Below are 26,281 nucleotides of genomic sequence, written 5' to 3'. Positions count from 1 at the left end.
AAACGAAATTGCTTTATAAAATGTAAGCGGTTTCGAATAAACAAAGGAGGGTTTTATGAAAAAACACTTTTGGGAGAAATCCTGTCGCTATAGCATCCGCAAGCTGACGGTTGGGACTGCTTCTGTTTTACTGGGAGCTGTTTTTCTAGTCAACCACACTGTAGCCGCAGACAGTGTTGAGGTCAAACAAACTGAACCAACCTCTGTCGAAGCTATCACTAAGCCTGATAGTGAACCCAAAGCAGCTGAAGCGACTGAAACTACAAATCCGTCTCTAGCAGAAAGTCCAGTAGTTTCCGAAAGCAAGCCAGCTGAGGAGACTCAGACGACAAATAGTCAAGCTAGTGAAGAAGCCATTGTAGAAGCTAAAGAAAATAAGGAACCTGAAAAGGCAGATCAGCCGGTGACAAAGCAAGAAAACTATCAACTCAACTACGATCAGCCAACAGCTCCCTCCTATGATGGATGGGAAAAACAAGCCCTTCCTGTCGGAAATGGAGAGATGGGAGCCAAGGTTTTCGGTCTGATTGGGGAAGAGAGAATCCAGTACAACGAAAAGACCCTCTGGTCAGGAGGACCACAACCCGATAGCACCGACTATAACGGAGGAAACTACAAGGATCGCTACAAGGTCTTAGCAGAGATACGTAAAGCCCTCGAAGCTGGTGACCGCCAAAAAGCAAAACAGCTAGCTGAACAAAATCTAGTTGGACCAAACAACGCCCAGTATGGACGTTACCTAGCCTTTGGAGATATCTTCATGGTCTTTAATAACCAGAAGAAAGGGTTAGATACTGTAACTGATTATCACCGTAATCTGGATATCACAGAAGCCACTACGACAACTTCTTACACCCAAGATGGGACGACCTTCAAACGCGAAACTTTCTCCAGCTATCCTGACGATGTCACTGTGACCCACTTGACCAAAAAAGGAAACAAGACACTTGACTTTACCCTTTGGAACAGTTTGACAGAAGACTTGCTTGCTAATGGCAACTACTCTTGGGAATATTCTAACTATAAGAATGGTCATGTCACTACAGATGCAAACGGAATCCTTCTAAAGGGAACTGTCAAAGATAACGGCCTCCAATTTGCATCCTACCTAGGAATTAAAACGGACGGAAAGGTGACTGTTCAGGACGAAACTCTAACCGTTACAGGCGCAAGTTATGCAACTCTCTATCTCAGTGCCAAGACTAACTTTGCTCAGAATCCAAAAACCAATTATCGAAAAGACATTGACCTCGAAAAAACAGTTAAAGGGATTGTCGAAGCAGCTAAGGCCAAAGACTACGAAACACTGAAAAAGGCCCATATCAAGGACTATCAGAGTCTCTTTAACCGCGTTAAACTAAACCTAGGTGGAAACAAGACTGCTCAAACGACAAAAGAGGCCCTTCAAAGCTATAACCCTAGCAAAGGTCAAAAACTGGAAGAACTCTTCTTCCAATACGGACGTTATTTATTGATCAGTTCGTCTCGTGATCGGACGGATGCCCTTCCTGCCAACCTACAGGGAGTCTGGAATGCTGTAGACAATCCACCTTGGAATGCTGACTACCACCTCAATGTCAATTTGCAAATGAACTATTGGCCAGCCTACATGAGCAACCTTGCTGAAACAGCCAAGCCAATGATCAATTACATTGACGACATGCGTTACTATGGCCGTATCGCTGCTAAGGAATACGCTGGTATCGAATCCAAAGATGGACAAGAAAATGGTTGGCTGGTCCACACCCAGGCAACACCATTTGGCTGGACTACTCCAGGCTGGAATTACTATTGGGGTTGGTCTCCAGCAGCCAACGCTTGGATGATGCAGAATGTCTATGACTATTATAAATTCACCAAGGATGAGACCTATCTCAAAGAAAAGATTTACCCAATGCTCAAGGAAACAGCTAAGTTCTGGAATTCCTTCTTGCACTATGACAAGGCCAGTGACCGTTGGGTGTCTTCTCCATCCTACTCACCAGAACACGGGACCATCACCATCGGAAATACCTTTGACCAATCGCTAGTCTGGCAACTATTCCACGACTACATGGAAGTCGCCAACCATCTGAATGTCGACCAAGACTTAGTCACAGAGGTCAAGGCTAAATTTGACAAACTAAAACCACTTCACATCAATAAAGAGGGACGCATAAAGGAATGGTACGAGGAGGACAGTCCGCAATTCACCAATGAAGGGATTGAAAATCACCACCGCCACGTTTCCCATCTAGTTGGTCTCTTCCCAGGTACGCTCTTTAGCAAGGATCAGGCTGAATACCTAGAGGCTGCGCGTGCTACCCTCAACCACCGTGGAGATGGTGGTACTGGTTGGTCTAAGGCCAATAAAATCAACCTCTGGGCTCGTCTGCTGGACGGTAACCGTGCCCATCGCTTGCTCGCTGAACAGCTTAAGTATTCAACCCTAGAAAATCTTTGGGATACCCACGCGCCTTTCCAAATCGACGGAAACTTTGGGGCAACCAGTGGGATGGCAGAAATGCTCCTCCAATCACATACAGGCTATATTGCACCATTGCCAGCCCTTCCAGATGCCTGGAAAGACGGTCAGGTTTCTGGCTTGGTTGCTCGAGGAAACTTTGAAGTTAGCATGAAGTGGAAAGATAAAAACCTGCAAAGCTTGTCTTTCCTTTCAAATGTCGGTGGAGACCTAATTGTAGACTATCCAAATATCGAAGCCAGCCAAATCAAGGTCAATGGCAAACCAGTCAAAGCAACGATTCTCAAAAACAATCGCATCCAACTGGCAACACAAAAAGGTGACGTCATTACCTTTGAACACTTCCCTGGTCGTGTAACCAGTCTGACAGCCGTTCGACAAAATGGAGTCACTGCTGAACTTACCTTTAACCAAGTAGAAGGCGCTACCCACTATGTCATCCAAAGACAAGTGAAAGACGCGTCTGGCCAAGCCTCTGCGACCAGAGAATTTGTAACCAATCAAACCCACTTTATTGACCGATCACTCAATCCTCAACATGCCTATACTTATACTGTCAAGGCTATGCTGGGCGAAGTTTCCACACAAGTGCCTGAACAGGTCACTGTCGAAACCTATAGCGAGTTGATGGACGACCGAGATAGTCGTATCCAGTACGGATCTGCCTTTGGAAACTGGGCAGACTCAGAATTATTTGGAGGAACAGAGAAATTTGCTGACCTTTCAAAAGGAGACTACACAGACGAAGACATCACTGCCACCATTCCTTTCACTGGCGTTGGTATCGAAATCTATGGGCTAAAATCGTCTGAACTAGGTCTTGCTACTGCTAAAATTGATGGCAAGGAAGTTGGAGAACTTGATTTCCATACTGCTGGAGCAACTGAAAAAGGTAGTCTCATCGGTCGCTTCACAGGATTGTCAGACGGGCCTCATACATTGACTCTTAGCGTTAAACGTGAGCACAAAGGACGTGGTAGTGAGCGCTCGAAAATTTCATTAGACTACTTCAAGGTCCTATCTGGAAAAGGAAGCACAATTGAAAAAATGGATGACCGTGATTCGCGCATCCAGTATGGTTCCCAGTTTAAGGACTGGTCTGACCCTGAACTCTACGGAGGTACGGAAAAATACGCTGACATCAACAACAGCGACTCTAGTGCAGCTTCAGAAGCTCAGGCAACTATTTCCTTTACTGGTACAGGTATTCGTATCTATGGTTTGAAGAGCCTTGCCCTTGGACGAGCACGTGTTACATTAGATGGAAAAGAAATGCCTGCTTTGGATTTCTATACGTCAGGCGCAACTGAAAAGAGAGCCTTTATTGGCGAATTTACAAATCTCACTGACGGTCCGCACACCCTAACATTACGTGTTGATCCAGATTCACCAGAAGGTCGCAAGAAAATTTCTCTAGATTCCTTTGATATCATCAAAGCCCCTGCTATTGGTATAGATAGTCCAAGTATCGCTCCTCTCAAGGAAAATGACAAAGAAATTTCCTTAACCCTACCATCTGGAGACTGGGAAGCCATCGCTGTGACCTTCCCTGGTGTCAAAGATCCTCTGGTCTTACGCAAAGTGGACGAAACGCATCTGGTTACAAGTGGGGATCAGACCGTGCTATCAATCCAAGATAATCAAGTTCAAATCCCAATCCCTGAGGCTACTGATCGACAAACTGGAAATGCCATTGAAGCTTATACCATTCAAGGAACTACCACAAGTAGTCCTGTCGTAGCTGTCTTTACTAAAAAAGATGAGAAGAAGGTTGACGAGAAGCAGCCAACTCCAAGCAAGGGAGAGGAACCAGCTCCAACTGTTGAAATTTCGGAATATACCGATCCTATCGGAACTGCGGGACAAGAAGAGCCACCTACAGTTGAAAAGCCTGAATCTACTGATCCTATTGGAACTGCGGGAGAACAAGAAGCTCCTACTTTTGAAATTCCGGAATACACCAACCCTATCGGGACTGCAGGGCAAGAGGAACCACCTACAGTGACAATTCCTGAATACACTGAGCCTATCGGAACGGCAGGGCAAGAGGAAGCCCCTACCGTTGAAAAACCTGAGTACACTGACCCTATCGGAACTAGTGGGGATCAGGCCGCTCCGACCCATAGCCTTCCTGACTATCCAGTTCAAGTCTTGAAAGATAAGGAAACTGGAGTAGAAATCATCGGTGGAGCAAGCGACTTAGAAGGAATTTCTCACATTTCTAGCCGACGTGTCTTAGCTCAAGAACTCTTTGGCAAGACCTATGATGCTTACGACCTACAGCTTAAAAATCCAACCGATCATAGCTTGCAGCCAAAAGGCTCTGTCTTAGTTCGATTGCCTATTTCAGCTAACGTAGAAAAGGTCTACTATATTACTCCGACCAAGGAGTTGCAAGCCCTTGATTTCGACGTTCGAGAAGGAAAGGTAGAATTTATCACTAGTCATTTCAGTACCTATGCTGTCGTCTATCAAGCTAATGGAACAACCTCTAACACAGAGGAAAAACCAAGTACTTCAGATACAGAAACCTTAGCACACGAGACTGAACAACTTTCAGCTAGTTCTAATCTTGCTAAAACTGGAAATCATTCTCCTAAAGAAGAACTTCCAGCAACAGGAGAAGCGTCCAACCCACTCCTCTTCTTAGCAGGACTCAGCCTAGCCCTTACAGCCACTTTTATGTTAAAAGGAAGAAAGGATGACTCCAACTAACCTTTAAACACACAAAAACAGGATGAAGATCACCTTCATCCTGTTTTATTTTGTCATCAAAAGTTATGTTTACAGCAGGTATAAAAAGGTTAAGGTCAAGAGACTTGCTAGAAGCCCAACTCCCCAAAAGAAGAAGTCAACCTTCCACTCGCTCCAAGGATTGCCCTTGCCTGAGAATCCTCCAAGCTCGAAATGGTGATGCACAGGTGTCATACGGAAAATACGCTTTCCACCACTAAGTTTGAAGTAGGTAACCTGCATCATAACAGAGCTTGTCTCAAAGACATAGATAATCCCAATCAACAAAAGGGTCCATTCTTGGTGGAGGGCCATAGAAATAGCTGCCAGCATCCCACCAAGAGCCAAACTTCCCACATCTCCCATGAAGACCTTGGCAGGCTTGTGGTTAAAGACGAAGAAACCTAGCAAACCACCAATCATGGCAAGAATCACAAGAAGAATATCCAGTTGATTTTGCATATAAGCAATCACACCGTAAGCTGACAAGCTAATCACCACGGAAATACTTGCTAAGCCGTCAATCCCGTCCGTCAGATTCACCGCATTTGAAAAGCCAACTAGCCAGAAAAGGGCAAAGAAGATATAGAAAATACCCAGATGAACTTGGTAGCCAAAAACTGAAAGCATGTCGCCACCACGCTCATAAAAGAGGTAGAAGATCACTCCTCCAAGGAGCTGGAGAGCAAGCTTTTGCTTAGGATTCAAACCTTCGTTGATCTTACGAAAGACCTTGAGAAAATCATCCAGAAAACCTACCAAACCATACAAAACCAAGATAAACAAAATCATGCCTACATTGTTGGTCAATTGTTGGGTAAAGAGAGCGACAAGGAAGCTCACAACAACTGCAACAATCAGGAAGACAAGACCTCCCATGGTTGGAGTCCCAGCTTTAGCTTGGTGTTGCTTGACATCCTCGTGCATCTGCTGTCCCGTAATCTGTGCTTTTCGATAAAATCGGATAAAGGCTGGAATACCTATCAAGGTCAATAGAAAGGCTAGAATTCCAGCACTAATGGAACTAATCATCTTAATCTCCTAAAGTTATTTTCATTTTTTTAATGTCTTTGAGGGCTGTATTGGCACGGACACTTTGTTTCTTGACCGTTTTGCCACTACCTTCCCACTCGACTTCTATATTCAGCCATTTGGCAAATGTTTGCACATTTTCATCTGTCCAGCCATACATATCAGGCATTTCTTCGACCTTATCTGACAGGATCGAGATTTGCTGATTGGCTTCCAAATTATCTCCTTCAGAAACCGAGAGTTCCTTGATCTTGGTTCCTGTTCCGATAACGATTGGTTGGACAAGGTTACGGCGCAATTCTTCTGCTAGGTCTCCCGGAGTAAAGTCCTTGGTAGCTGGCATGGCATAGCTTGTCATCTTGCTGACCTGATCTAAGCTCTTGGCAGTTGACTGAAGATTGAGGGATTCTTTCATAGCAGAAGCTCGCTCAAGGATTGGGTTGGCAAACTCCCCAAGCTGAACACCTGAATAATGCTCTGGCTGTTGCACCGTCACATAGAGGATAAAATCAGGATTTTCTGCAGGATGCATCGACACAACGGAGAAGATATAGTTGGTTTCACCTGTTAGGTAACCCCCATTCTTCTCATCGGCAATCTGAGCAGTCCCTGATTTGAGGGCGACATTCTGACCTGGAACATTGACATTAGGCTTTCCTGTACTGTGGTTGTACATGGTACCATAGACAGGATCTGTTCCGACCATGACCATGTGGTCTCGAGTAGAGGACGCTGCCGCTTTTGATACAGGATTTCCGACGATTTCCTTTTGAGACTTACGAACAGACTGGTCATTCGGGTCATAGAGGGCGCTGATAAATTTCGGCTCCAACATGACGCCATCATTGGCAATGGCTGTAAAGGCACGAATCATTTGCGTCTGAGTTACTGAAATCCCTTGTCCAAATGAACTCTGAGCAATATTAACAATATTGTCCGCTGGAAGTTGGCCTGCATATTCATCTGTCAAACCAAAACGAGTTGGAACTCCAAATTTAAAGCGGTTTAGATAATCCAACCAAGTAGCATCTCCCATTTTTTGTTCAAGTAGACTCATTCCAACATTACTGGAGTGAGCGAAACCTTGTGAGAAAGTCATCATCCCACCAGTCGTCAAACCATCATTAACATCCCAATCTCGAGTCGTCGCATCCGCTATTTTAAATTCATTGCTATTGAAGTATTCTCCACTTGGGAAGGTATTATTATCAATAGAAGAAGCTAACGTCATAACCTTCATGGCTGATCCTGGTTCATAGTTACTTTGATAGAGGATATCACGCCAGACAAAGTCTTTTGTGATGCCATCCTTGGTATCGGCATTGAAGGTCGGCCGTTGGGTCGTAGCGAGGATTTCTCCTGTCTTAGCGCTGACCAAGGTAGCCGTCGTATACTTGCCTTTTACCTTTTCCTGGAAGGCATCCATCTGAGTTTCCATAAAGGATTGCAAGGGACTAGAAAGGGTTGTGTAAACATCCTTTCCGTCTACCATGTGTTGGGAAGCCTGCTCCGTACCCGGAACAATATTTCCCAGACGATCCTTCTCATAGGTGATAATCCCATCTGTACCTGCAAGAATGCTATTTAAAGAACTCTCCAAACCAGATGACCCAATCAAACGCTTGGTTCCATCCTCATTTTCATGGAGTTGCGCTAAACCGATAAAGGAAGAAGCAAACTGTCCATTGGGATAACTGCGGTTAGGGCTAGTTGTAAAGTCAACCCCCTCAACCCCAGCTGTTTTGAGGTCATTTTTAATGGCCATCATATTGGCATAGGTGATTCCATTTCCCTTGGCTCCAAAAGATACCTGTTTCAGATCTGGTTGAGAAAGCTGTTCTTTGACATAAGACTCCTCCATATCTAGATATTTATGGAAAATTTCAGCCACCTTATTAAATTGAGAATCCTCTACATAGAGGATTTTACCAGTTGCTGACTTGTAGTTCTTGTCAATAACAGCATATATATTATAAGAAGTCGCATCCTCTGCAATAGGCGTTCCATTACGATCGTATATAGTCCCTCGTTTTGCAGGAATCGTCTTGGTTGTTTGGTGAACCTTTTTGGCCTCTTGAACCAAATCCTTACCAAATTTACTACCCGTTCCGATAATAACCGCAAAGTTCACCAAAAAGACAGCGAAGAGTATGACAGCCAATAAACTCAGGCTTTTCCCTACTCTTCGGCGGTTTTCTTCTGGAGATTTGCGATTACGAACGGCATAACGGATGATTTTTTCTTTCCACTGTTTCATATCTTACTCCGCCGCTCGGATATTTTCATTATTCAGCTGCAAATCCTTGGAGTTTGCAATTTCTTTCAAACGCTCTGAACGAATCAATTCATTGACCTCTTGCTTGGCATCGTCGAGCTCGGTTTTCTTTTCTTCGATTTGAGCATTGACCTTGGTTAATTCATTCTGAACTTGTAATAGCTTGGTTTGCATAAACACAACACTAAATGCCAGGATAATCATTGTTGCAGCAATCGAAACATAGAAGGCCTTTTCCACACGTGAAAAACCTTTAAACTTCGTTTGCAATAACTGGCTTGTTTTTTCGATTCTTTCTGCCATGCTTTTCCTCTTACTTGTGAATTTTTCTAGCCACGCGCAACTTGGCTGAATGCGAACGGTTGTTGGCCTCTAGCTCTTCAGCACTTGGCAAGATTGGCTTGCGGGATACCAATTCCATCTTGGGCTTAAGGTCATCTGGAATGAAGGGCAAGCCTTTGGGAACTTCCACTGTTGAAGCCTCCTTAAACAACTGCTTGGTCAAGCGGTCTTCCAACGAATGGAAGGTAATGACCGAGATTCTCCCATCCAGAGCCAGCATGTCCATGGCCTGCTGGATGGATTCATCTGCAGCGCCCAGCTCATCATTGACTTCGATTCGGATAGCCTGGAAAATCTGCTTGGCAGGGTGCCCCTTTTTCTTGAGTTCCTTAGCAGGCTTGGCCGACTTGATAATCTCTGCCAACTCCGTCGTCGTCTCAATGGGTTTCACCTCACGCGCTTGCTCAATCTTACGAGCAATCTGTTTAGAAAACTTATCCTCGCCATATTTGAAAAAGATCCGAACCAAGTCATGATAGTCATAATGATTGACAACTTCATAGGCCGTCAGACGAGCTTCCTGATTCATGCGCATATCCAGTGGGGCATCTTTTTTATAAGAAAAACCACGCTCACGCTGATCTAGCTGAGGACTGGACACTCCCAAGTCATAACAAATTCCATCAATTTCCTGGACACCAGCCTCCTGCAAACGTGCCTGCAAATGACGGAAGTTATCCTTGATAAAGGTTACCATCCCCTTTTCGATATAGGGCGCCAACCGTTTTTGCGCGTTGTCAATAGCATTCTGGTCCTGGTCAAAGGCATAGAGATGCCCTTTTTCGCTCAATTTACTTAATAAATATTCGCTATGGCCTGCTCCGCCCAAAGTCGCATCAACGTAGATACCGTCAGGTTTTACGTCAAGCATATCAATCGTTTCATGAAGCAAGACCGTTACATGATGAAATTCTTTTGTCATATCTTATCTATTTTACCACAAATCTGACCAGCTTGCACTTGTCAGACAAGGCTAAGTTTCTTCGAAAAAAAATCTCAAAAATATGTCATATATACTTGACATCTCATCCCCAAAAGAATATAATATAGTCAAATATATACGACATATCAGAAAGGAGACCCTATGAATCGTGTGAAAGAATTCCGCAAGGAACTGGGCATTTCCCAGCTCGAGCTCGCCAAAGATATCGGTGTCTCGAGACAGACCATCAACATGATTGAAAACGACAAGTACAATCCAACCTTGGAACTCTGTCTCAACCTCGCCCGCAGCCTCCAAACTGACCTCAACAGCCTCTTTTGGGAAGACGATTTTTAAAAAAGGAGCAAACAAATGAAAAAAGAAACTCTCACTGAAAAACTTATCAAACGTACATACGGCATTTCTGGCCCCCTTGACGAACACAAACGGCGCGAGGCCGATCGTATCGGGAATCAGGTCTTTATCGTTCTCTTTTATCTCATGATATTTGGCAACCTCATCCCCTTTGTCCTTGCTTATAAATACCCACAAATTGTCGCTATCGGCTATCCTCTCGTGGTGTTTGGCATTTCGATGATGGCTGCCCTCTATGTGGTCTCTCAAACCAAGAAAACGGGCATCACAGCTATTGATCCCGAAATGTTGAGTCAGAAAGAAAGCAAACAGCTATATTTTCCTGGTCTAAAAGCCGGTCTGATCTATGGCATGGGCATGTTCTTTGGAATACCGCTTCTGAATGTCCTAACCGATGATAGCAAGGATTATCTTGGTTCTCTTTTAAATACAGGGCATTTTGTATCAACTATCCTAGCTACCTTCTTCTTCGGAGTGACCATACAAATTATCGTCTCTCTTCGCATTCGAAAAGCCAAGAAAGACCATGAAGACGACTAGGAGGTACCTTATGAAATCACTAGCTAGACTACTGATCAGCCATGTTTTTATCAGTATCTTTGTTACCTTTTTCCTACTTTCTGGACATATTGAGCATCCTTTCTTGATTATCTTTCTTTTATTCCTTCCTGTATTGAACAAGGGACAGAGATTCCAGAAAATCCAATCAAAAAAAATACGTCTTCTAAACGCATCTCTCTGTTTTATCCTCATATCCTTTCCACAACTTTTAACAAATCCTATGGATTGGAGATACCTGGTATTTCTAATAATCTGTATCATTTTTAGTTTGGTTTACTTCTATACTCTCTATCAACTCTTTAAAGAAGTCAATCAAAAATCGCTCATTTAGAAGGTTACTCCCATGAAAAAAGAAGATTTCACCACTCGCTTACTCAAACTATTCTTTCACATACAAGGGCCTTTTGATGAATGCCGTCAAGAGATGATTTACAAGGCTTGTGCCCGTGCCTTGATCCAAATCGTTTACTCCTCCCTCCTACTCTTCTTGTTCTATCTCCTATTTGGACGCTTCATAGAGTTGGTTCGAGATGCCATGCCCTACCTCTATTTTGGACTTATCTTCGTCCTCTCATCTAGGGCGAGACTAGCAGTTCGCAACTTACATTTCGACAAGGATGACCCGTCCGAAATCCATCACAAAAGATACAGCAAAAGTCAAATCAACCTTCGTAGTTGGGGTGTATTCATCAGCATTCCAATTGGCTTGTTTGTCTTATCAGCCTTTCACAAACTCTTTGTTCAGCATCTTCCCCTCGATACCTTTTGGGACAATCTCTCCCAGTTCGATAAAATGCTCCCTTTACTAGTCTTGGGTTTGGGAATTGGTGCCATCTTTGGAACCATGACCTATGCCTTTTTATCGGAACACGTTAAAAAATAGACCAAGATTCGCTAATTTTTTAATTTATAGGCAAAGAATCCCACCTAGTTCGTTCTAGGTGGGATTCTTTTATTTCTTAACAGAGGTCACAAGTCATTTCCCTTTCATCTTAGAAAGTAGACTCTTTCCAACTCACACTACAATCCAAGACTTGTTGCCTTTCTTCTTGATTGCGGCCTTCAATCTGGTCAATCAAAATCTTTGTAGCCTGTTGTCCTTCTTCAAAGGCGGGCTGAACCAGCGTCGAAACACTTGGAGAAGAAAAGCAAGTCCACTCCGTATTGTCAAAACCAATCAACCCAACTTGTGGCAAGTTATAGTTCAACTCTTTGATAACGGTAAAGACTAGAGGTAGGGCCCAACAGTTAGGAACAAATACCAGAGTTTTTTCATCGGGATTGATTTCTTTTTGTAAAAATTCCTTAATTTGTTCCAAATTCGTATGCTTATCTTCAATGGTTAGACTGGCGTGGCGCATATTAGCATCTGTCAAAGCATCCACAAAACCACTTGCCCGCTCAATCCGAGTACTCAAGCGACTCGTATCCGCTGTAATCAAAAGAAAATGCTCATAACCTTTTTCGATACAGGACTGGGTCATGTCATAAACGGCATCATAGTTATTGGTTTTGACCCAGCTAGTCCGGTGTTCATAGAGCTGACTATCAAAAAAGACCATTTTCTTCTTTTTCTCATCGATGATACGAGAATATTTTCGGAAATTAGAGGTCGGCTGAATAATAAAGCCGTCTACTCCCAAGAGAAGCATGCTTTCAATATACCGGTCCTCACTCTCTTGGCTGTAATTACTATTTCCTATCATTACCTGGTAGCCATTCTGGCTGGCGATATCCTCAATTCCCTTAACAATTTGGTTTGAGAAACTGTTGGTAATATCACCGATCAAAACACCAATTAATTTTGTTCGTTTGGAGTTTAAGCTACGCGCAACAATGCTCGGTTTGTAATTTGTTTCATGAATAACTTTTTCAATCTTTTCACGTGTCTCTCGGGACATTTTTTCATATTTCCCGTTTAGGTAAAATGACACGGTTGTTTTCGAGGTCTGAGCCATTTCTGCAATGTCTTTTATGGTCAGTTTCTTCTCCAATCTAAAACACCTCCTACTAATACTTAGTATAACATATTCACCATTCAAAATGCCTATTTCTAGCACTGCAAGCGAATCATTCTCTCATTTATTTTATCATATACTAGACATTTCCCACGCATTTTTGTTCCGTCAACGAGGCATAATTTTTCACCTACACAAATGTCCTCGCTTAATAACAAAATCAGCTTGTCTGTTTCGTCATTTTTCACTTCAAAAGCCAGAGCATTTTCCACTTCACGACCATCTGCCTGGTAGACAGAATGAAGGATGATTTCAAAACTCTCATGCGCAATGATGGTATAATCCAGCATCTGATTCTCAAAGAATTGGCGCTTGGTGAGTTTGCTGCTTTTTTCAAGTTCATTGTATTTAGGAGAAATAATGGTAGCTTCTAAATCAAAATCAACTTCACTCCATAGTCTCAACTGATTGATTTTCCCATCTTGATAGGTCACATCCTTGTCAAGAATAAACTGGGTCAACGCCTCATGCTGACCTTGACACCTGATATCATCTACCAAGAGCCAGACATCCTCTGCCAACATGAGGATTTTTCTCCTGTAAAGATAAGGCAAATCAGGATCTACTGACAAATAAGCCCCCTCAATATAATGCACTCCCTCTCTTTCTTTGTGGTGACAAAACAGGGAGTGAGGATAGTATTCATATTCCCAGGATCCCGTAATCCTTTCTGGAGCTTTCCCATCTACCATACAGGTCGAATGACTCCAAGCACTCTTTAAGAGATAACGTTCATCTATCTCCCGATAAGAATAACGCCCAGCATCTATGAAAATCGGTTGACCTTGATACTGTAAGCAAAAACTATTCTCGTCACTATGGCTATGGGCACTTCCCATCGGGCCGTTTTTGAAAAATAGATAACGATGTTCATCCTTAATGCAGACATGTCCAGAGTCTTCAAAGATCATGGACTTAGGCTGCCAAGCTCTCTTTTCAAATTCCTGCAGTCGCTTGACCTTTTCTCGCCCTAGGAACAAGAGGCTAAGCAAATCAACTTTAACATCCAGACCGTTAAGAAGATCTTCCTTGTTCAAAACCACAGCAGACAGGCTCAAAATCTCTGTCGTTTCTGTAGAATCGCTATCACCAAAAGCCAGAGTCCGTCCATCCAGGCCTGTCATCATCTGAATGTAAGTCGCCATCTTTTCCAGCAACTCTTGAAAGCTATCTTGCAAGTCTGGAAGCAAGAGACACAAGTCTAGCAAGGCTTTATAAACCTCTACATGATATAGAATCGACTGTTCAAACTGGCTTCCATCCTCTAAAATCTGCTTCTCAATTTGCTGTTTCAACTCCTCTGAAGCAAAAAGGTAAACTTCTTCTAAATCCATCTTATCTGAAAAGAAATGATAGATAGCAAGCATAGGAATTGTTTGTAAAATTCCCCAGTTACTAAGGGTGTACTTGGCGCGATAGTGGCTTTTCATAAAGTCAATCTGCTTTTCTAGACTGACCAAAATTTTCTCTAGCTCTTCCTCTTCTAGCAAGTCAAATTTCGAGAAGAGCAAGAGTAGTTTTAACCAAGTAAAGGAACGAATGCCTGTATCCAAGGTTCTAGTCATCAAAGATTGAGGAGAAAACTCTCTCACCTGCTCAATCCAATCAAATAGAAAGAACTTGCACTTTTGAATATAGCCCTTATCTCCCTCTACCAGATACCCTATCATAAACTGCAAGAGATATTCTTGTCGATTGAGCATATAAACCCATTCTGGATCATCTTCAAATACTTGATTCCACACCATCGGCTGGATTTGATAGATTTTTGAACAAGGTTCCATATCCCAAGGACTATCAAACATAAAACGATTGTCCATCAAGCGTTCAAGGGAACGCTTGACCTTCTCATAGTCTTTTGAACAGTGGGACAAGATATAGTCACGACATTGGTCCCCGTCAACTCTTTCAAAAAATTGTCTTCTTTCTTCTTTCATTATCTTTTACCAGAAAAAGAACTACTTAAAAAGCAGTTCTTTTGTCTTTCCCATTACACTTTCCTTTTCTACATAGATGACGACTCCTTTTGCAATCTGCAAAGAGATCAAGTCATCTTTGATAGAAATGATTTTTCCATGAATTCCAGACAACAACAACACTTCATCATCAGATGTTAAAGAAGCTAAATACTCTTGTCGTTGCTCCATCTGTTTGCGAAGCAACTTTTGCTGACGAATAGAATGAAAGCTTGACAGTAAAAGGGGGCTCACTGCCAAGACAATCACTATTCCATAAAACAATGTCGTATCCATTAAGCTAGAATCTTAAGCCAGCTTCCGATAATTCCGATGATAACTGTTAAAATAACGAGTTTATATGTTGTCCATTTCTTTTCTTTGATCAAGTAGTAAACTAAAAGTGTAAATAGGGCTGGTAGAAGAGCCGGAGCAACCTTATCAAGCATTCCCTGAATGCTTACGATACTTTGTTTAGCGTCTGCTTTTACTTCCCCTGCAGCAAAGGTAATCGGCACCATAATCTTAACAGATGTCGCTGCCAAACCAGCAATTACGGTTACACCGATAATATTGGCAATACGAGAAATCGTTGCCATCTGTTCGCTTAGTTTATCAATCACAGTTGTTCCTAGTTTGTATCCATACAGACCAGTTGACAATTTAATAGCTGTCAAAATCGTATTCATCGCAAGGAAGAACAAGATTGGACCGACAACCAAGCCTTCTTGAGCAAACGAAGCTGCGATGGTTGAGAACAATGGAGCTAAACAAAATTGAGAGAGAGAATCCCCAATACCTGCCAATGGTCCCATCAAGGCCATCTTGATGCTACGTGTTTCTTTTGCTGGGCGACCATTTTCCAACATTACAAGGTGCAAGCTGGTAATAAAAGGCAGGAAGTGTGGGTTGGTATTATAGAATTCACAGTTTTCTTCCAAGGCTTGGTAGAAACCTTCCTGATCCGCTCCATAGTGTTTTTTCAAAGCAGGATACATTACATTGGCATATCCCAACCCTTGATAGTTACTATAGTTAAATCCATTTTGTAAAAAGAATGCCCGCAAAGACGTTTTAAGATAATCACGTTTTGTTAATTTGTTAGATCCAGTCATCGTGTGCTTCCTCCTCTACCACATGATTCGCTGTTTTTGGCTTGTTATAAAATTCAATCAAAGCAAAGATAGTACCTACAATTGCAATACCAATTGTTGGGATGTTTAGATAAGCTGCACAAACATATCCCAATAAGACAAACGGAATCAACTCTTTCTTAGCCATCACTGACAAGATCATTGCAAAACCGATAGCTGGGAGCATTTTACCAGCAACTGTCAAACCTGTAAGCAATACCGGTGGAATGTAGTCTACGAGTTTCAACAAGGTATCCATTGAAAGGGCACCCAAGCAACCCAAGGTAAATCCAATAAAGGCAAACAACCAAATTGTTGCATTTAGAGTAAACTTGAATTTCTTCAAATTATGGTTTTTCAAGTGCTTCATCGCCGTTTCAGGTGCTCCAGCACGTACAGTGTAAGCGAAAGTTTGTAAGAATTGAATCGCCACAGCAATCGGAGTAGAGAGGGCAAGAGCCGCTTCTGGACTGACTTTACCAGCACTAGTGATAGCCATCAAGGTACCAAAGATACCAGGTCCGATTGGGTTTGGTGGAACAGTACCTCCAGCACCAACACCGAATCCCATATAAGCCAATTCACCAATAGCTCCCATTGCAAGAGCAGTAGGCAAATCACCTAGAATAATTCCGACACCAAATGACAGAACAATACATCTATTGGTGTAAATTCCTAACAGCATTCCACTAAAACAGAAAGCTGTCCATAATCCAATTAAAATCGCTTGAAATACATTAATCGACATAACGATCTCCTCTTTTAAATATAGTCCAGAATATTGACTTCAACAGCTCCATCGTTTCCTGTTGGAGTTGTTTTCGTATTAAATGTTACTTGATGCGTTTGACTCAATTCCTTAAGAGCTACCTTGTCCTCTTCACCTAGGAAGATAGAGCGTGTCACCTGCTCTTTACCAGGGGCATTGTGAATGTTCCCGATATTGATTTCTTTGATAGGGACACCACCTTCTACCAAGGTTAAAGCATCTTTTACATCCTTCACAACGATAAAAATTGTTTGAGCAGGGTTAGCCTTGTGAATGATATCAATCACCTTTTGTAAAGGGAAGAAACGCATAGCAACTGAGTCTGGCACAACTGTTTTCATCAGAGTTTGTTGCATCTTGTCCGTGCTCACTTCGTCATTGGCGACAATGACCGTATTACAACCTAAGTATTTTACCCAAAGTTGTCCTTGCCCGTGAATCAACCGTTCATCGATACGGGTCATAATAATATTTGGCGTTGTCATATTTCTCCTCCTACCAATATAGGTTCCAGTCTTTGTAGAAACGGATAAGCGCTTCTAGGTAATAGTAGTCACCCCAGATATTGCCTTCATCCACTCCTTTACCTGAATGCCATGAGTACACACCGTGGAGGAGACTTGTCCCACCAGGGGTAAATTGATCATTTGCATAATGTTCGATCAAGGAACGAAGCATGGCATGCATAGCATGTTTATAAATATCTTTGTCAGCATCCACCTCTGGGAGATGTTTTAACATTTCATGAATCCCACAGACGGCGATAGCTGTTGCTGAAGAATCTCGTGATTGATCACTACCATCATTAAAAATCAAATCCCAATAAGAAACATGATCTTTTGGCAGACGATTCAAGAAATAATTGGTTACACCCTTAAACAAGTCAAAGCAGGACTCGTCTTTCAGATAACGATAAGTCAAAGGAATACCATAGACTCCCCATGATTGACCACGTGCCCAGCATGAATCATCACTATACCCTTGTCTCGTTACACCTTTAAGGGGTTGACCTGTCTCAGGATCAAAATAGAAGGTGTGGAAGGACGAAGCGTCATCACGGATTACATTATTAGCTGAAGCATAGAAATGACTTTCTGCAATATCGTAGTATTTTTGATTGCCTGTTTCTTGATAAGCAAAGAACAAGAGTTGAATATTGAGCAAGCAGTCGATAATCAAACGGTAATGTTCTTTTTTGCCCAAGTCTCCCCAAGCCTGAATGAAGCCACCTTTTTCTTGATAGCGTTCAATCAACTTATTTGCAGCTTTCAAGGCTGCTTCTCTAGCCTCTCCATCTCCATCTCCATTTATCTTATATTCAGCCATACAAGACGGTGTGTACAAGAAACCGAGATCATGGTGATCCAACTCTACTCTCTTATTGACACGCTCCAGAAAAGAAAGAACATTTTTATGTGCCATGTTTTTAAATGCATCCTGTTGACTGTATTCATAAGCCAACCACAGTTCTCCCGTCCAGAAACCATTGGTCCATTCTGTGTTATCCATAATTGGATAGACATTATCAAAGGTAGCTGGTGTGGGGAAATCTTCCTTGAAATAGTCAAGGTTGAGTTCTAACTGCCTAATAACCTTTTCAATTGCCTGACCGACTTCTTCTTTCGTCAGAAGTGGTACTTCTAAGAAGCGCTCAGGCGATTTTATTTCTTCAATCGTAATCTTTTTTATCATTCTTTAATCCTTTAAATACCTGATTCGAAATCTTCTTCCTCTGCCTCTACATCAGTTGAAAACAATTCTTTACCATTTACGACTCCACTTTGGGCCGCTGCCACTGCTTTATCAGCAACTTCATCAAATCCATGGGCCATTCTAGCAAAGACTGCTTCCATTAACATGGCCAAGTTCAAACCTGAGAGAACATTCATTGTTTTGGTTGGATTTTCTACCATTATAGTAGAAGAAACCTTAAATGGTGTCCCTCCCAAGAGATCACTTAGGATTAAAACTTTTTCTTCATTTGAAATTGCAAGTAAGATTTTTTGCTTGAGTTCATCTGCTGACATTCCTTCCACAAAGTCAATCGCCTCCACATTTTCTTGATCGCCTGCAATCAATTGTAAAGAACTATAAATCCCTGTGGCAAAATGTCCATGCCCTACAAGTACAATTTTCATCTTTTCTCCTTCCTTGTTTGAGTTTACCGGTTTACTTTACATTTCCCATTGTAAACCTTTATTTTTATCTTGTCAATAGTTTTTTTAAAAAAATATTAGCGCTTTCATTGTTTATTTAACCATTATAATAGACAGAAATTTCAAAATCTTCCGTTTTTTAGGAAAACAAAGATTTTAAGAAATATAAACATTTAATTATTGACAAAACCGGTTTACTAGAATATAATTTGGTTATAGAGAAGTCTTAACAAATTTGAAAGGAAGTATCAAATGACAAATACATCATTCTCAATTGAGCAGTTTTCTTTAAAAGGAAAAATTGCTCTCATTACAGGCGCTTCTTATGGAATTGGATTTGCGATTGCCAAGTCCTATGCAGAAGCGGGTGCTACTATCGTCTTTAACGATATCAATCAAGACCTGGTCAATAAAGGGATTGAAGCTTATCGTGAAGTTGGCATAGAAGCCTATGGGTATGTCTGTGACGTGACAGACGAGAACGGTATCCAAGCCATGGTCAAGCAAATCGAACAAGAGGTTGGTGTCATTGACATCCTCGTTAATAATGCTGGTATTATCCGCCGAGTTCCAATGTGCGAAATGAGCGCCGCTGATTTCCGTAAGGTCATCGATATTGACTTAAACGCACCATTTATCGTTTCAAAGGCAGTTATTCCTTCTATGATAAAGAAAGGGCATGGAAAGATTATCAATATTTGTTCGATGATGAGCGAACTGGGACGTGAAACAGTTAGCGCTTATGCTGCCGCTAAAGGGGGCTTGAAAATGTTGACCCGCAACATTGCGTCTGAATACGGTGGAGCCAATATCCAATGTAACGGAATTGGACCGGGTTATATTGCCACTCCTCAAACAGCACCTCTTCGTGAGTTACAAGAAGATGGTTCTCGCCACCCATTTGACCAGTTCATCATTGCAAAAACACCTGCTGCACGTTGGGGGAATCCTGAAGATTTGATGGGCCCTGCTGTCTTTCTCGCTAGTGATGCCAGCAATTTTGTCAATGGCCACATCCTATATGTAGATGGCGGTATCTTAGCCTACATCGGAAAACAACCTGAGTAACAATAGAAAGAAGATCTTATGAAAATCGCATTAATCAATGAAAATAGTCAAGCTAGCAAGAATCACATTATTTACGATAGTCTGAAAGAAGCAACAGATAAAAAAGGCTACCAATTATTTAACTATGGTATGCGTGGAGAAGAAGGTGAAAATCCATTAACATACGTACAAAACGGACTAATGGCTGCTATCCTTTTAAATACAAAAGCAGTCGACTTTGTTGTTACCGGCTGTGGTACAGGTGTAGGGGCTATGCTTGCTTTGAACAGCTTCCCTGGTGTTGTCTGTGGTCTAGCAGTGGACCCAACTGACGCTTACCTTTATTCTCAAATCAATGGTGGTAACGCCTTGTCTATCCCTTATGCCAAAGGATTTGGCTGGGGGGCAGAACTGACCCTCAAATTGATGTTTGAACGCTTATTTGCTGAAGAAATGGGCGGTGGCTACCCAAGAGAACGTGTAATCCCTGAACAACGCAACGCTCGTATCTTAAACGAGGTGAAACAAATCACCCACAATGATTTGATAACCATCCTTAAAACAATCGACCAAGACTTCCTCAAAGACACCATCTCTGGCAAATACTTCCAAGAATACTTCTTTGAAAACTGCCAAGATGATGAAGTCGCTGCTTATTTGAAAGAAGTATTAGCCAAGTAAAGCTATTCTAAACCAGAAAGGAACTAATGGATGACGAAAATCTTACTGTTTGGCGAACCATTAATTCGAATCTCACCATTAGATGCCACCAGTATCGGCGATCATGTTGCCAGTTCGACTTATTTTGGCGGATCAGAAATTAATATCGCTTGTAATTTGCAAGCCCTGGGTATCTCAACGAAAGTCTTTACCGCACTCCCTGCCAACGAGATTGGAGATCGTTTTATTACATTCTTGAAACAGCACCAAATCGATACCAGTTCAATCTATCGGCTTGGCGATCGAATCGGCCTCTACTATTTGGAGAACGGCTTTGGTTGTCGTCAAAGTGAAGTTTTCTACGATCGTAAGCATACGAGCATCAGTCAGATTCGGCCAAACATGCTAGATATGGATTCTCTCTTTCAGGGGATTAGCCATTTTCATTTTAGTGGAATCACCGTAGCTATCGGTCAAGAGGTTCGTACGCTCCTTCTCCTACTCTTGGAAGAAGCCAAGCGCCGAGGGATTATCGTTTCAATGGATCTCAATCTGAGAACAAAGATGATTTCAGTCCTAGAAGCCAAGTATGAATTTTCTAAGTTTGCTCGTTTCGCTGATTATTGCTTTGGTATTGATCCTCTCATGATTGATGACCAAAATCTAGAGATGTTCCCAAGAGACAGAGCTAGCCTAAAAGAGGTGGAAAATCGCATGCAACTTTTAAAAAAAACCTATGGTTTCAAGGCCATTTTCCATACCCTCCGCTCTAGTGATGAGCAAGACAAAAATGTCTATCAAGCCTATGCTCTGGGAGAACGATTTGAAGAGTCTGTCCAACTAAAAACTGCAGTCTATCAACGAGTTGGTAGCGGGGATGCCTTTATCTCTGGTGCCCTTTACCAACTACTCCATCATTCCTCCCTAAAAACTAGCATTGACTTTGCAGTTGCCAGTGCCACTCTCAAATGTACTCTTCCAGGAGACCATCTCTCCACTCCCGCAGCTAGTATTGAAAAATTACTGGAAAATGCACAAGATATCATTCGTTAGGAGAATTACATGACCAAATCAGATACGATTATTGAACTAAAAAAACAAAAAATTGTCGCTGTCATTCGAGGAAATACAAAGGAAGAAGGACTACAAGCTTCGATTGCTTGTATCAAGGGCGGTATCAAAGCTATTGAAATTGCCTATACCAATCAGTATGCAGGGCAAATCATCAAGGAACTTGTAGACTTGTATCAGGACGATCAGAGTGTTTGTATCGGTGCAGGTACTGTGCTTGATGCCGTAACTGCTAGAGATGCCATTCTAGCCGGAGCAAATTACGTTGTTTCTCCATCTTTCCATGCTGAAACTGCAAAAATGTGCAATCTTTACAGCACACCGTACATTCCAGGCTGTATTACCCTCACAGAGATAACGACTGCACTTGAAGCCGGTAGTGAAATCATCAAACTCTTCCCAGGTAGTGCTCTCAGTCCATCATATATCTCTGCAGTCAAGGCGCCAATCCCACAAGTTTCCGTAATGGTAACCGGAGGAGTCGGCCTAAATAACATTCCTCAATGGTTCGCTGCTGGTGCAGACGCCGTTGGAATTGGTGGCGAACTCAATAAACTCGCTTCCCAAGGCGACTTTGACCGCATCAGCGAGATTGCCAAACAGTATGTTACACTCAGATAAAATGAAGTGAAAAAGGATAAGTGTTAACTTATCCTTTTTTAAAAGAAAAATCCGAAGATGTTTGACCTTCTTCGGATTTTTTCTATTTTCCACAGTTTCATGTGATTCATCTAGATGATGAACAAATCAGTTGTTCTTTCCTCTGCGGAACAGATAAACCGCCCCAAGTAGCAATAGCCCTAGACTTGCCAAGATTGACTGACCTTCTCCTGTATGAGGGAGATTCTTTTGATCCGAATGGTTCTTTTCTTCTTCAGATTTTTCCTTTTCTTTTGAATCCTGAGTTTGTGGCTGAGCTGCTTTTTCTAACTTTTTAAAGACTTCCTGATCTGGCGCTGATTCCTGGGTTTCAGGATTGTAGTAGGCAACCTTATAGTCATCCCCTTCTTTTCGAATAGTATAGACTCCACGTTTCAAGACTTGGAATTGGTTGGAAATAGTAGAGACAGAATCATCATATTTCACAATGCCCCAAACTCCTTGTTTGGCATCATAAACAGACTGAAGGGTCTCATTGTTATCGATGAGGCTACTTTCTAACTCTTTTACCATTTGATTGAAGGTGGCACGATCCACGTTAGGGATGAGCATATAGCCATAAGAATCTCCATTTTGCTTATGAGCCTGACTAATCGTAAGAAATTCATTTTCGACTTCCTTGTCTGACTGTCCTTCATTGATATCCTTCCAAGATCCCTTTTGGACAGCCTTACTCATACTGATTGAACTCTTCTTAAAGAAAAAGTAACCAATATTCTTTTTCGAATTGGACGATTCTAAAAAGACACTTTGGGTTTCAGGATAATCCTTTTCTTGTTCTGGGAGGGAGGCTTCTTTATCATTGACATAGACTTTATATGGATCACTTGATTCCAGTTTTCTCTGGTCAATTGTAGTTGCAGCAGTATCTGTTGAAGTGTTCTGGATATTGCTTCCTAAAAAGGCAATCTTATCCTTCAGCATAAACCAGCTCTTATGAGCAGTCAATGTTTGATTCCAGTTAGTGAAATCCATGGTTGCTGTCGCATTGGCCTCATCTAGTTTGCTCGTTCCAACGAAAGCAGACGGTAGAACTTTACCTGTATCACTATCCAATCTCTTAGCATCCGTCTCTGTCGTACCAGGCATCTTATAGGGATTAACTGTTGGCCAGTAGCCATCGCTATAGTGACTCAAATCACCATTATAGAGATAGAACATCCCATCACTTGTATACCAACCACGTTTGTTTTCCTTGTTCATGTGTTCGTAATTCAAGGTACGACTGGAAAAGAGTGATAAGCCAAATCCAAACCCTTTCTCTGCATTGTACATAGCTGTTTTATCCATCTTGTTAAAGGCAGATAGGTAACTTGTTCTTGGAGTACTTGCGACTCCAGCATCGCTTAACAAGGATTGCATCAAACTGATATCCTTATAAGTCTTCAAATTCTTAAAGACATCATAATAACTATCTGATTGAACAATGGTCTTCACAAGACTCTGCAACCGTTGTTTGGTTTCTCCTTCAGACATATCCGCTATCCGGTGAATCCCTCTTAGTACTTCTACTGCGGCCACATGCCCCTCGCTATTTGCACGACTGATAGAGCGGCCACGACTCATATCCATCAGCTCTCCATTCACTAGCAAAGGAGCAAACGATTTATCAATCCAGTGGTACATGGTTTGCATTTTATCTTTATCGATTGGGCTCTTGGTCTTTTGAATAACTGGCAACAGTTGAGACAGGCCATCAATCAAGACATTTCCATAAGCACCCGTATAGGCAACATTGGTGTGGTCGATATAAGATCCATCCTGATAAAAACCTTCGCCTTGGTCTACCAACTTAAACACTTGCTCAATCGAACGAATGGTAGAAGAAATTTCTTGGTCATCCTTGCGCAGTAAACCAGCTATTACTTTTACCCTTCCCATATCCACTAAGTTTCCACCTAGGGCCTTAAATGGGTTATCAGTCGTCTTTCGGAAATGTTCGGGATCTGGCACAAATTTTTCAATCACATCTGTATATTTTTTTATTTCCTCATCTGAGAAGTATTCTTTCATCAGAGACAAGGTATTGTTGATGGCACGAGGTGTACCGATTTCATAATCCCACCAGTTCCCAACAATGCTCTTTTCACTATTGTAGACATGTTTATTCATCCATTCCATGGAATCCCTAACTGTTCGAATGACGGTTTCATCTTGATAATAACGAGAAGAAGGATTGGTCACTTGCTTGGCCATCTCCTCTAATTTCCGATAAGTGGCAGTCAGATTCGCAGACGTTTTATAATTTGAAAATTTTTCCCACAAATAGGTGCGGTCCGCCTGACTTGAAATACTGGATAGGCTATCAGCTACCTTTCCTTCCAGCTCCTGGTTTAACTTGGCCATCTGTTCATTTTTAGAATCATAGTATTGATTCCCAGCGATGATGCCATTCCAGTCATCCAAACGGTCTGTGTATGCATCCTTAACAGAGGCTAGAATCTTCAAAGGAATCTTTTTCACTTCCTTGCCATCTTTACTGATAATGACATTGGTTGTCCCTTCCTTAAGAGGTTCTAAAATTCCATTTTTGACTGAAGCAACGTCAGGATTTTCTACCTTATAAGTATAGTCCGCAAGAGCAAAGACATGTTTTTTCCCAATTGGTAAATCAATCTTTTCCTCAAGCTGTTTATCTGTTTGAGAATCCTCAGAAGGCTGGTCTGCTACCTCTACCAGCTCAATATCCTTAAAGGAAACAGTCCCTGTTCCCGTTTCATAGAATAACTCCAGCTTGATTTTATCAACATCTAAAGTCGGGCTATAGTCTGCTTCAATAGTCTGCCAGTCCTTTGTTCCCGACATTGTTGCAGAATTCCACAATTGCTTGTCCTTACCACTTTCCTCAATGATGCGAACCTTAGCAATCCCCACTTTATTATCTGTTTTAATCTTGAAACGCAGTTTATACTTTTTCTTAGCTTCAATAGGGACTATACGGTGAACTACTGCCCTTAGTTTCTCAGAACTTGAGATAGTGACAGCCCCATCCTTGGCTTCAATGACTCGAGTTGAGGCACCTGAAGAACTATTCTTCTGGTCTACCCAAGCTGACCACCCCTTAGCTTTGCTTCCTGTCCAAGGACTGCTTCCGTTCTCCGTCTGACTAAAATCACCATTTTCAACTAAATTTTTGGTATCCCTTTGCTGATACTGAACTTCCTTCTGGCTTTGCTGAATGGTATTCGTAGTCGTTTCTTCCGCTCCAACTGTCATATAATGGTTTAATAAAAATCCCGATAAAACAAGTGAAGACAAACTCACAATGAGCTTCTTTGTTTTTGTTTGCATGTGTACACTCCAATAAACATATTGTAAAATCAATAGGAACTAAATCTCAAATTAGAGATTTATAGCAACTGAGTAAACCGGTTTAATTAAATCATATCATTTTTAAAGTTATTTGTAAACGGTTTCTATCATATTGAGGGCTTATTCTTCAACAATATCTCCCATCCAACTCGACGAAAAGGGTAAAAACTGTTACAATGTAGAAAAAGAAAAGAGGCCCTCATGACCAGTATATATGATTTTTCCGTTTTGAACCAAAACAACCAAGCAACTCCCCTGGAGAGCTATCGTGGCAAGATTCTCTTGATTGTCAACACTGCTACTGGATGTGGTTTAACGCCCCAGTACCAGGGACTTCAAGAACTCTATGAACGCTATCAAGATAAGGGCTTTGAAATCTTAGATTTCCCTTGCAATCAGTTCATGGGACAAGCACCCGGCAGCGCAGAGGAAATCAATAGTTTCTGCAGCCTACACTATCAGACCACTTTCCCTCGCTTTGCCAAGATCAAGGTCAACGGCAAGGAGGCAGATCCTCTTTATGTTTGGCTAAAAGACCAGAAATCTGGCCCGTTAGGAAAACGAATCGAATGGAATTTTGCTAAGTTTCTCATTGGTCGAGATGGGCAAGTCCTTGAGCGCTTCTCTTCCAAAACAGACCCCCAAACCATCCAAGAGTCTCTCCAAAAAATACTTTAATTTCTTTTTAAAACGTATCCTTTCATTTAGTTTGAGCCCTGAAAGGATGCGTTTTTTCTTTAAAAAGTAACTAATTTTCTTTAATTTATATTTATTTTTTTGCTTTTTGCTATTGCAA

23 protein-coding genes are annotated in these 26,281 nt (G+C 41.8%); 10 read left to right on the top strand and 13 right to left on the bottom strand.

The features are described 5' to 3' along the window. The first annotated feature begins 55 nt into the window (after nucleotides 1-55). The gene (locus tag PCY17_RS07525) at nucleotides 56-5,179 is read left to right on the top strand and encodes an SIALI-17 repeat-containing surface protein (RefSeq protein WP_301392442.1); all 5,124 of its coding nucleotides are present in this window, start codon (nucleotides 56-58) and stop codon (nucleotides 5,177-5,179) included. Nucleotides 5,180-5,248: 69 nt separating this feature from the next. Here the strand turns inward: PCY17_RS07525 and mraY are convergent, their stop codons facing one another. From mraY to rsmH, 4 genes are read right to left on the bottom strand one after another with little or no spacing between them, the layout of a single operon-like run. Beyond that, complete coding sequence (gene mraY, locus PCY17_RS07520; protein WP_125397673.1) at nucleotides 5,249-6,229, bottom strand: phospho-N-acetylmuramoyl-pentapeptide-transferase; 981 nt, start codon at nucleotides 6,227-6,229, stop codon at nucleotides 5,249-5,251. 1 nt (nucleotide 6,230) lies between these two features. Continuing rightward, nucleotides 6,231-8,486 (bottom strand): penicillin-binding protein PBP2X, encoded by a 2,256-nt coding sequence (gene pbp2X / locus PCY17_RS07515; protein WP_301392441.1) that lies wholly within the window; start codon nucleotides 8,484-8,486, stop codon nucleotides 6,231-6,233. A gap of 3 nt (nucleotides 8,487-8,489) precedes the next feature. Next, the gene (gene ftsL, locus PCY17_RS07510; protein WP_247916978.1) at nucleotides 8,490-8,807 is read right to left on the bottom strand and encodes a cell division protein FtsL; all 318 of its coding nucleotides are present in this window, start codon (nucleotides 8,805-8,807) and stop codon (nucleotides 8,490-8,492) included. A 10-nt stretch (nucleotides 8,808-8,817) separates the two neighbouring features. Next, nucleotides 8,818-9,768 carry a 16S rRNA (cytosine(1402)-N(4))-methyltransferase RsmH gene (gene rsmH / locus PCY17_RS07505; protein WP_000159386.1) on the bottom strand — a complete coding sequence of 317 codons (951 nt, stop codon included), beginning with the start codon at nucleotides 9,766-9,768 and terminating at the stop codon, nucleotides 8,818-8,820. A 162-nt stretch (nucleotides 9,769-9,930) separates the two neighbouring features. On the opposite strand from rsmH, the gene PCY17_RS07500 reads away from it, so the two are divergent. Genes PCY17_RS07500 through PCY17_RS07485 form a run of 4 tightly spaced genes read left to right on the top strand, consistent with a single transcriptional unit; the run spans nucleotide 9,931 to nucleotide 11,587 of the window. After that, nucleotides 9,931-10,125, top strand: a complete 195-nt coding sequence (locus PCY17_RS07500) for a helix-turn-helix transcriptional regulator (RefSeq protein ID WP_001082470.1) — start codon at nucleotides 9,931-9,933, stop codon at nucleotides 10,123-10,125. A 15-nt stretch (nucleotides 10,126-10,140) separates the two neighbouring features. Further along, nucleotides 10,141-10,683 carry a DUF3278 domain-containing protein gene (locus PCY17_RS07495; protein ID WP_049489950.1) on the top strand — a complete coding sequence of 181 codons (543 nt, stop codon included), beginning with the start codon at nucleotides 10,141-10,143 and terminating at the stop codon, nucleotides 10,681-10,683. Nucleotides 10,684-10,693: 10 nt separating this feature from the next. Next, on the top strand, nucleotides 10,694-11,035 hold the full coding sequence (locus tag PCY17_RS07490) for a hypothetical protein (RefSeq protein WP_185755874.1): 342 nt from the start codon (nucleotides 10,694-10,696) through the stop codon (nucleotides 11,033-11,035). A gap of 12 nt (nucleotides 11,036-11,047) precedes the next feature. Then, the gene (locus PCY17_RS07485) at nucleotides 11,048-11,587 is read left to right on the top strand and encodes a DUF3278 domain-containing protein (RefSeq protein ID WP_125384854.1); all 540 of its coding nucleotides are present in this window, start codon (nucleotides 11,048-11,050) and stop codon (nucleotides 11,585-11,587) included. A gap of 109 nt (nucleotides 11,588-11,696) precedes the next feature. On the opposite strand, the gene PCY17_RS07480 is transcribed toward PCY17_RS07485, so the two are convergent. From PCY17_RS07480 to PCY17_RS07445, 8 genes are read right to left on the bottom strand one after another with little or no spacing between them, the layout of a single operon-like run. Then, the gene (locus tag PCY17_RS07480; protein WP_000412460.1) at nucleotides 11,697-12,698 is read right to left on the bottom strand and encodes a LacI family DNA-binding transcriptional regulator; all 1,002 of its coding nucleotides are present in this window, start codon (nucleotides 12,696-12,698) and stop codon (nucleotides 11,697-11,699) included. A gap of 59 nt (nucleotides 12,699-12,757) precedes the next feature. After that, complete coding sequence (locus PCY17_RS07475) at nucleotides 12,758-14,659, bottom strand: alginate lyase family protein (RefSeq protein ID WP_301392440.1); 1,902 nt, start codon at nucleotides 14,657-14,659, stop codon at nucleotides 12,758-12,760. 21 nt (nucleotides 14,660-14,680) lie between these two features. Beyond that, nucleotides 14,681-14,974 carry a preprotein translocase subunit YajC gene (gene yajC, locus PCY17_RS07470; RefSeq protein WP_000381735.1) on the bottom strand — a complete coding sequence of 98 codons (294 nt, stop codon included), beginning with the start codon at nucleotides 14,972-14,974 and terminating at the stop codon, nucleotides 14,681-14,683. After that, entirely contained in the window at nucleotides 14,974-15,792 is an 819-nt protein-coding gene (locus PCY17_RS07465; protein WP_000148024.1) for a PTS system mannose/fructose/sorbose family transporter subunit IID, read from the bottom strand. Before PCY17_RS07465 ends, yajC begins: the two co-directional genes overlap by 1 nt. Continuing rightward, on the bottom strand, nucleotides 15,779-16,558 hold the full coding sequence (locus tag PCY17_RS07460) for a PTS mannose/fructose/sorbose/N-acetylgalactosamine transporter subunit IIC (protein WP_000026611.1): 780 nt from the start codon (nucleotides 16,556-16,558) through the stop codon (nucleotides 15,779-15,781). Before PCY17_RS07460 ends, PCY17_RS07465 begins: the two co-directional genes overlap by 14 nt. Before the next feature lie 14 nt (nucleotides 16,559-16,572). Continuing rightward, nucleotides 16,573-17,064 carry a PTS system mannose/fructose/N-acetylgalactosamine-transporter subunit IIB gene (locus PCY17_RS07455; protein WP_000211086.1) on the bottom strand — a complete coding sequence of 164 codons (492 nt, stop codon included), beginning with the start codon at nucleotides 17,062-17,064 and terminating at the stop codon, nucleotides 16,573-16,575. Between the two features lie 10 nt (nucleotides 17,065-17,074). After that, a complete protein-coding gene (locus PCY17_RS07450) occupies nucleotides 17,075-18,271 on the bottom strand; it encodes a glycoside hydrolase family 88 protein (protein ID WP_000592046.1) in 1,197 nt (398 codons plus the stop codon). Nucleotides 18,272-18,282: 11 nt separating this feature from the next. Continuing rightward, nucleotides 18,283-18,717: a PTS sugar transporter subunit IIA gene (locus tag PCY17_RS07445; RefSeq protein ID WP_084944045.1), complete on the bottom strand. Its 435-nt coding sequence runs from the start codon at nucleotides 18,715-18,717 to the stop codon at nucleotides 18,283-18,285. Nucleotides 18,718-18,987: 270 nt separating this feature from the next. Between PCY17_RS07445 and PCY17_RS07440 the strand changes: the two genes are divergently transcribed. The 4 genes from PCY17_RS07440 to PCY17_RS07425 are packed head-to-tail and all read left to right on the top strand — an operon-like array spanning nucleotide 18,988 to nucleotide 22,134. Then, nucleotides 18,988-19,803 carry a gluconate 5-dehydrogenase gene (locus tag PCY17_RS07440; RefSeq protein WP_033585818.1) on the top strand — a complete coding sequence of 272 codons (816 nt, stop codon included), beginning with the start codon at nucleotides 18,988-18,990 and terminating at the stop codon, nucleotides 19,801-19,803. 18 nt (nucleotides 19,804-19,821) lie between these two features. Beyond that, nucleotides 19,822-20,463 (top strand): RpiB/LacA/LacB family sugar-phosphate isomerase, encoded by a 642-nt coding sequence (locus PCY17_RS07435; RefSeq protein ID WP_000684780.1) that lies wholly within the window; start codon nucleotides 19,822-19,824, stop codon nucleotides 20,461-20,463. Nucleotides 20,464-20,493: 30 nt separating this feature from the next. Continuing rightward, on the top strand, nucleotides 20,494-21,495 hold the full coding sequence (locus tag PCY17_RS07430; RefSeq protein ID WP_000161467.1) for a sugar kinase: 1,002 nt from the start codon (nucleotides 20,494-20,496) through the stop codon (nucleotides 21,493-21,495). A gap of 9 nt (nucleotides 21,496-21,504) precedes the next feature. Next, nucleotides 21,505-22,134: a bifunctional 4-hydroxy-2-oxoglutarate aldolase/2-dehydro-3-deoxy-phosphogluconate aldolase gene (locus PCY17_RS07425; RefSeq protein ID WP_084944047.1), complete on the top strand. Its 630-nt coding sequence runs from the start codon at nucleotides 21,505-21,507 to the stop codon at nucleotides 22,132-22,134. Between the two features lie 126 nt (nucleotides 22,135-22,260). On the opposite strand, the gene PCY17_RS07420 is transcribed toward PCY17_RS07425, so the two are convergent. After that, nucleotides 22,261-25,464, bottom strand: coding sequence for an LPXTG-anchored hyaluronate lyase (locus PCY17_RS07420; RefSeq protein ID WP_185755875.1), 3,204 nt, complete (start codon nucleotides 25,462-25,464; stop codon nucleotides 22,261-22,263). Between the two features lie 222 nt (nucleotides 25,465-25,686). Between PCY17_RS07420 and PCY17_RS07415 the strand changes: the two genes are divergently transcribed. Then, nucleotides 25,687-26,163: a glutathione peroxidase gene (locus PCY17_RS07415; RefSeq protein ID WP_301392439.1), complete on the top strand. Its 477-nt coding sequence runs from the start codon at nucleotides 25,687-25,689 to the stop codon at nucleotides 26,161-26,163. The last annotated feature ends 118 nt before the right edge of the window (nucleotides 26,164-26,281 follow it).

This window comes from Streptococcus sp. SO2 (assembly GCF_030440025.1).
The sequence above is the reverse complement of the archived record's forward strand: the minus strand, read 5'-3'. Positions and strand labels throughout refer to the sequence as shown.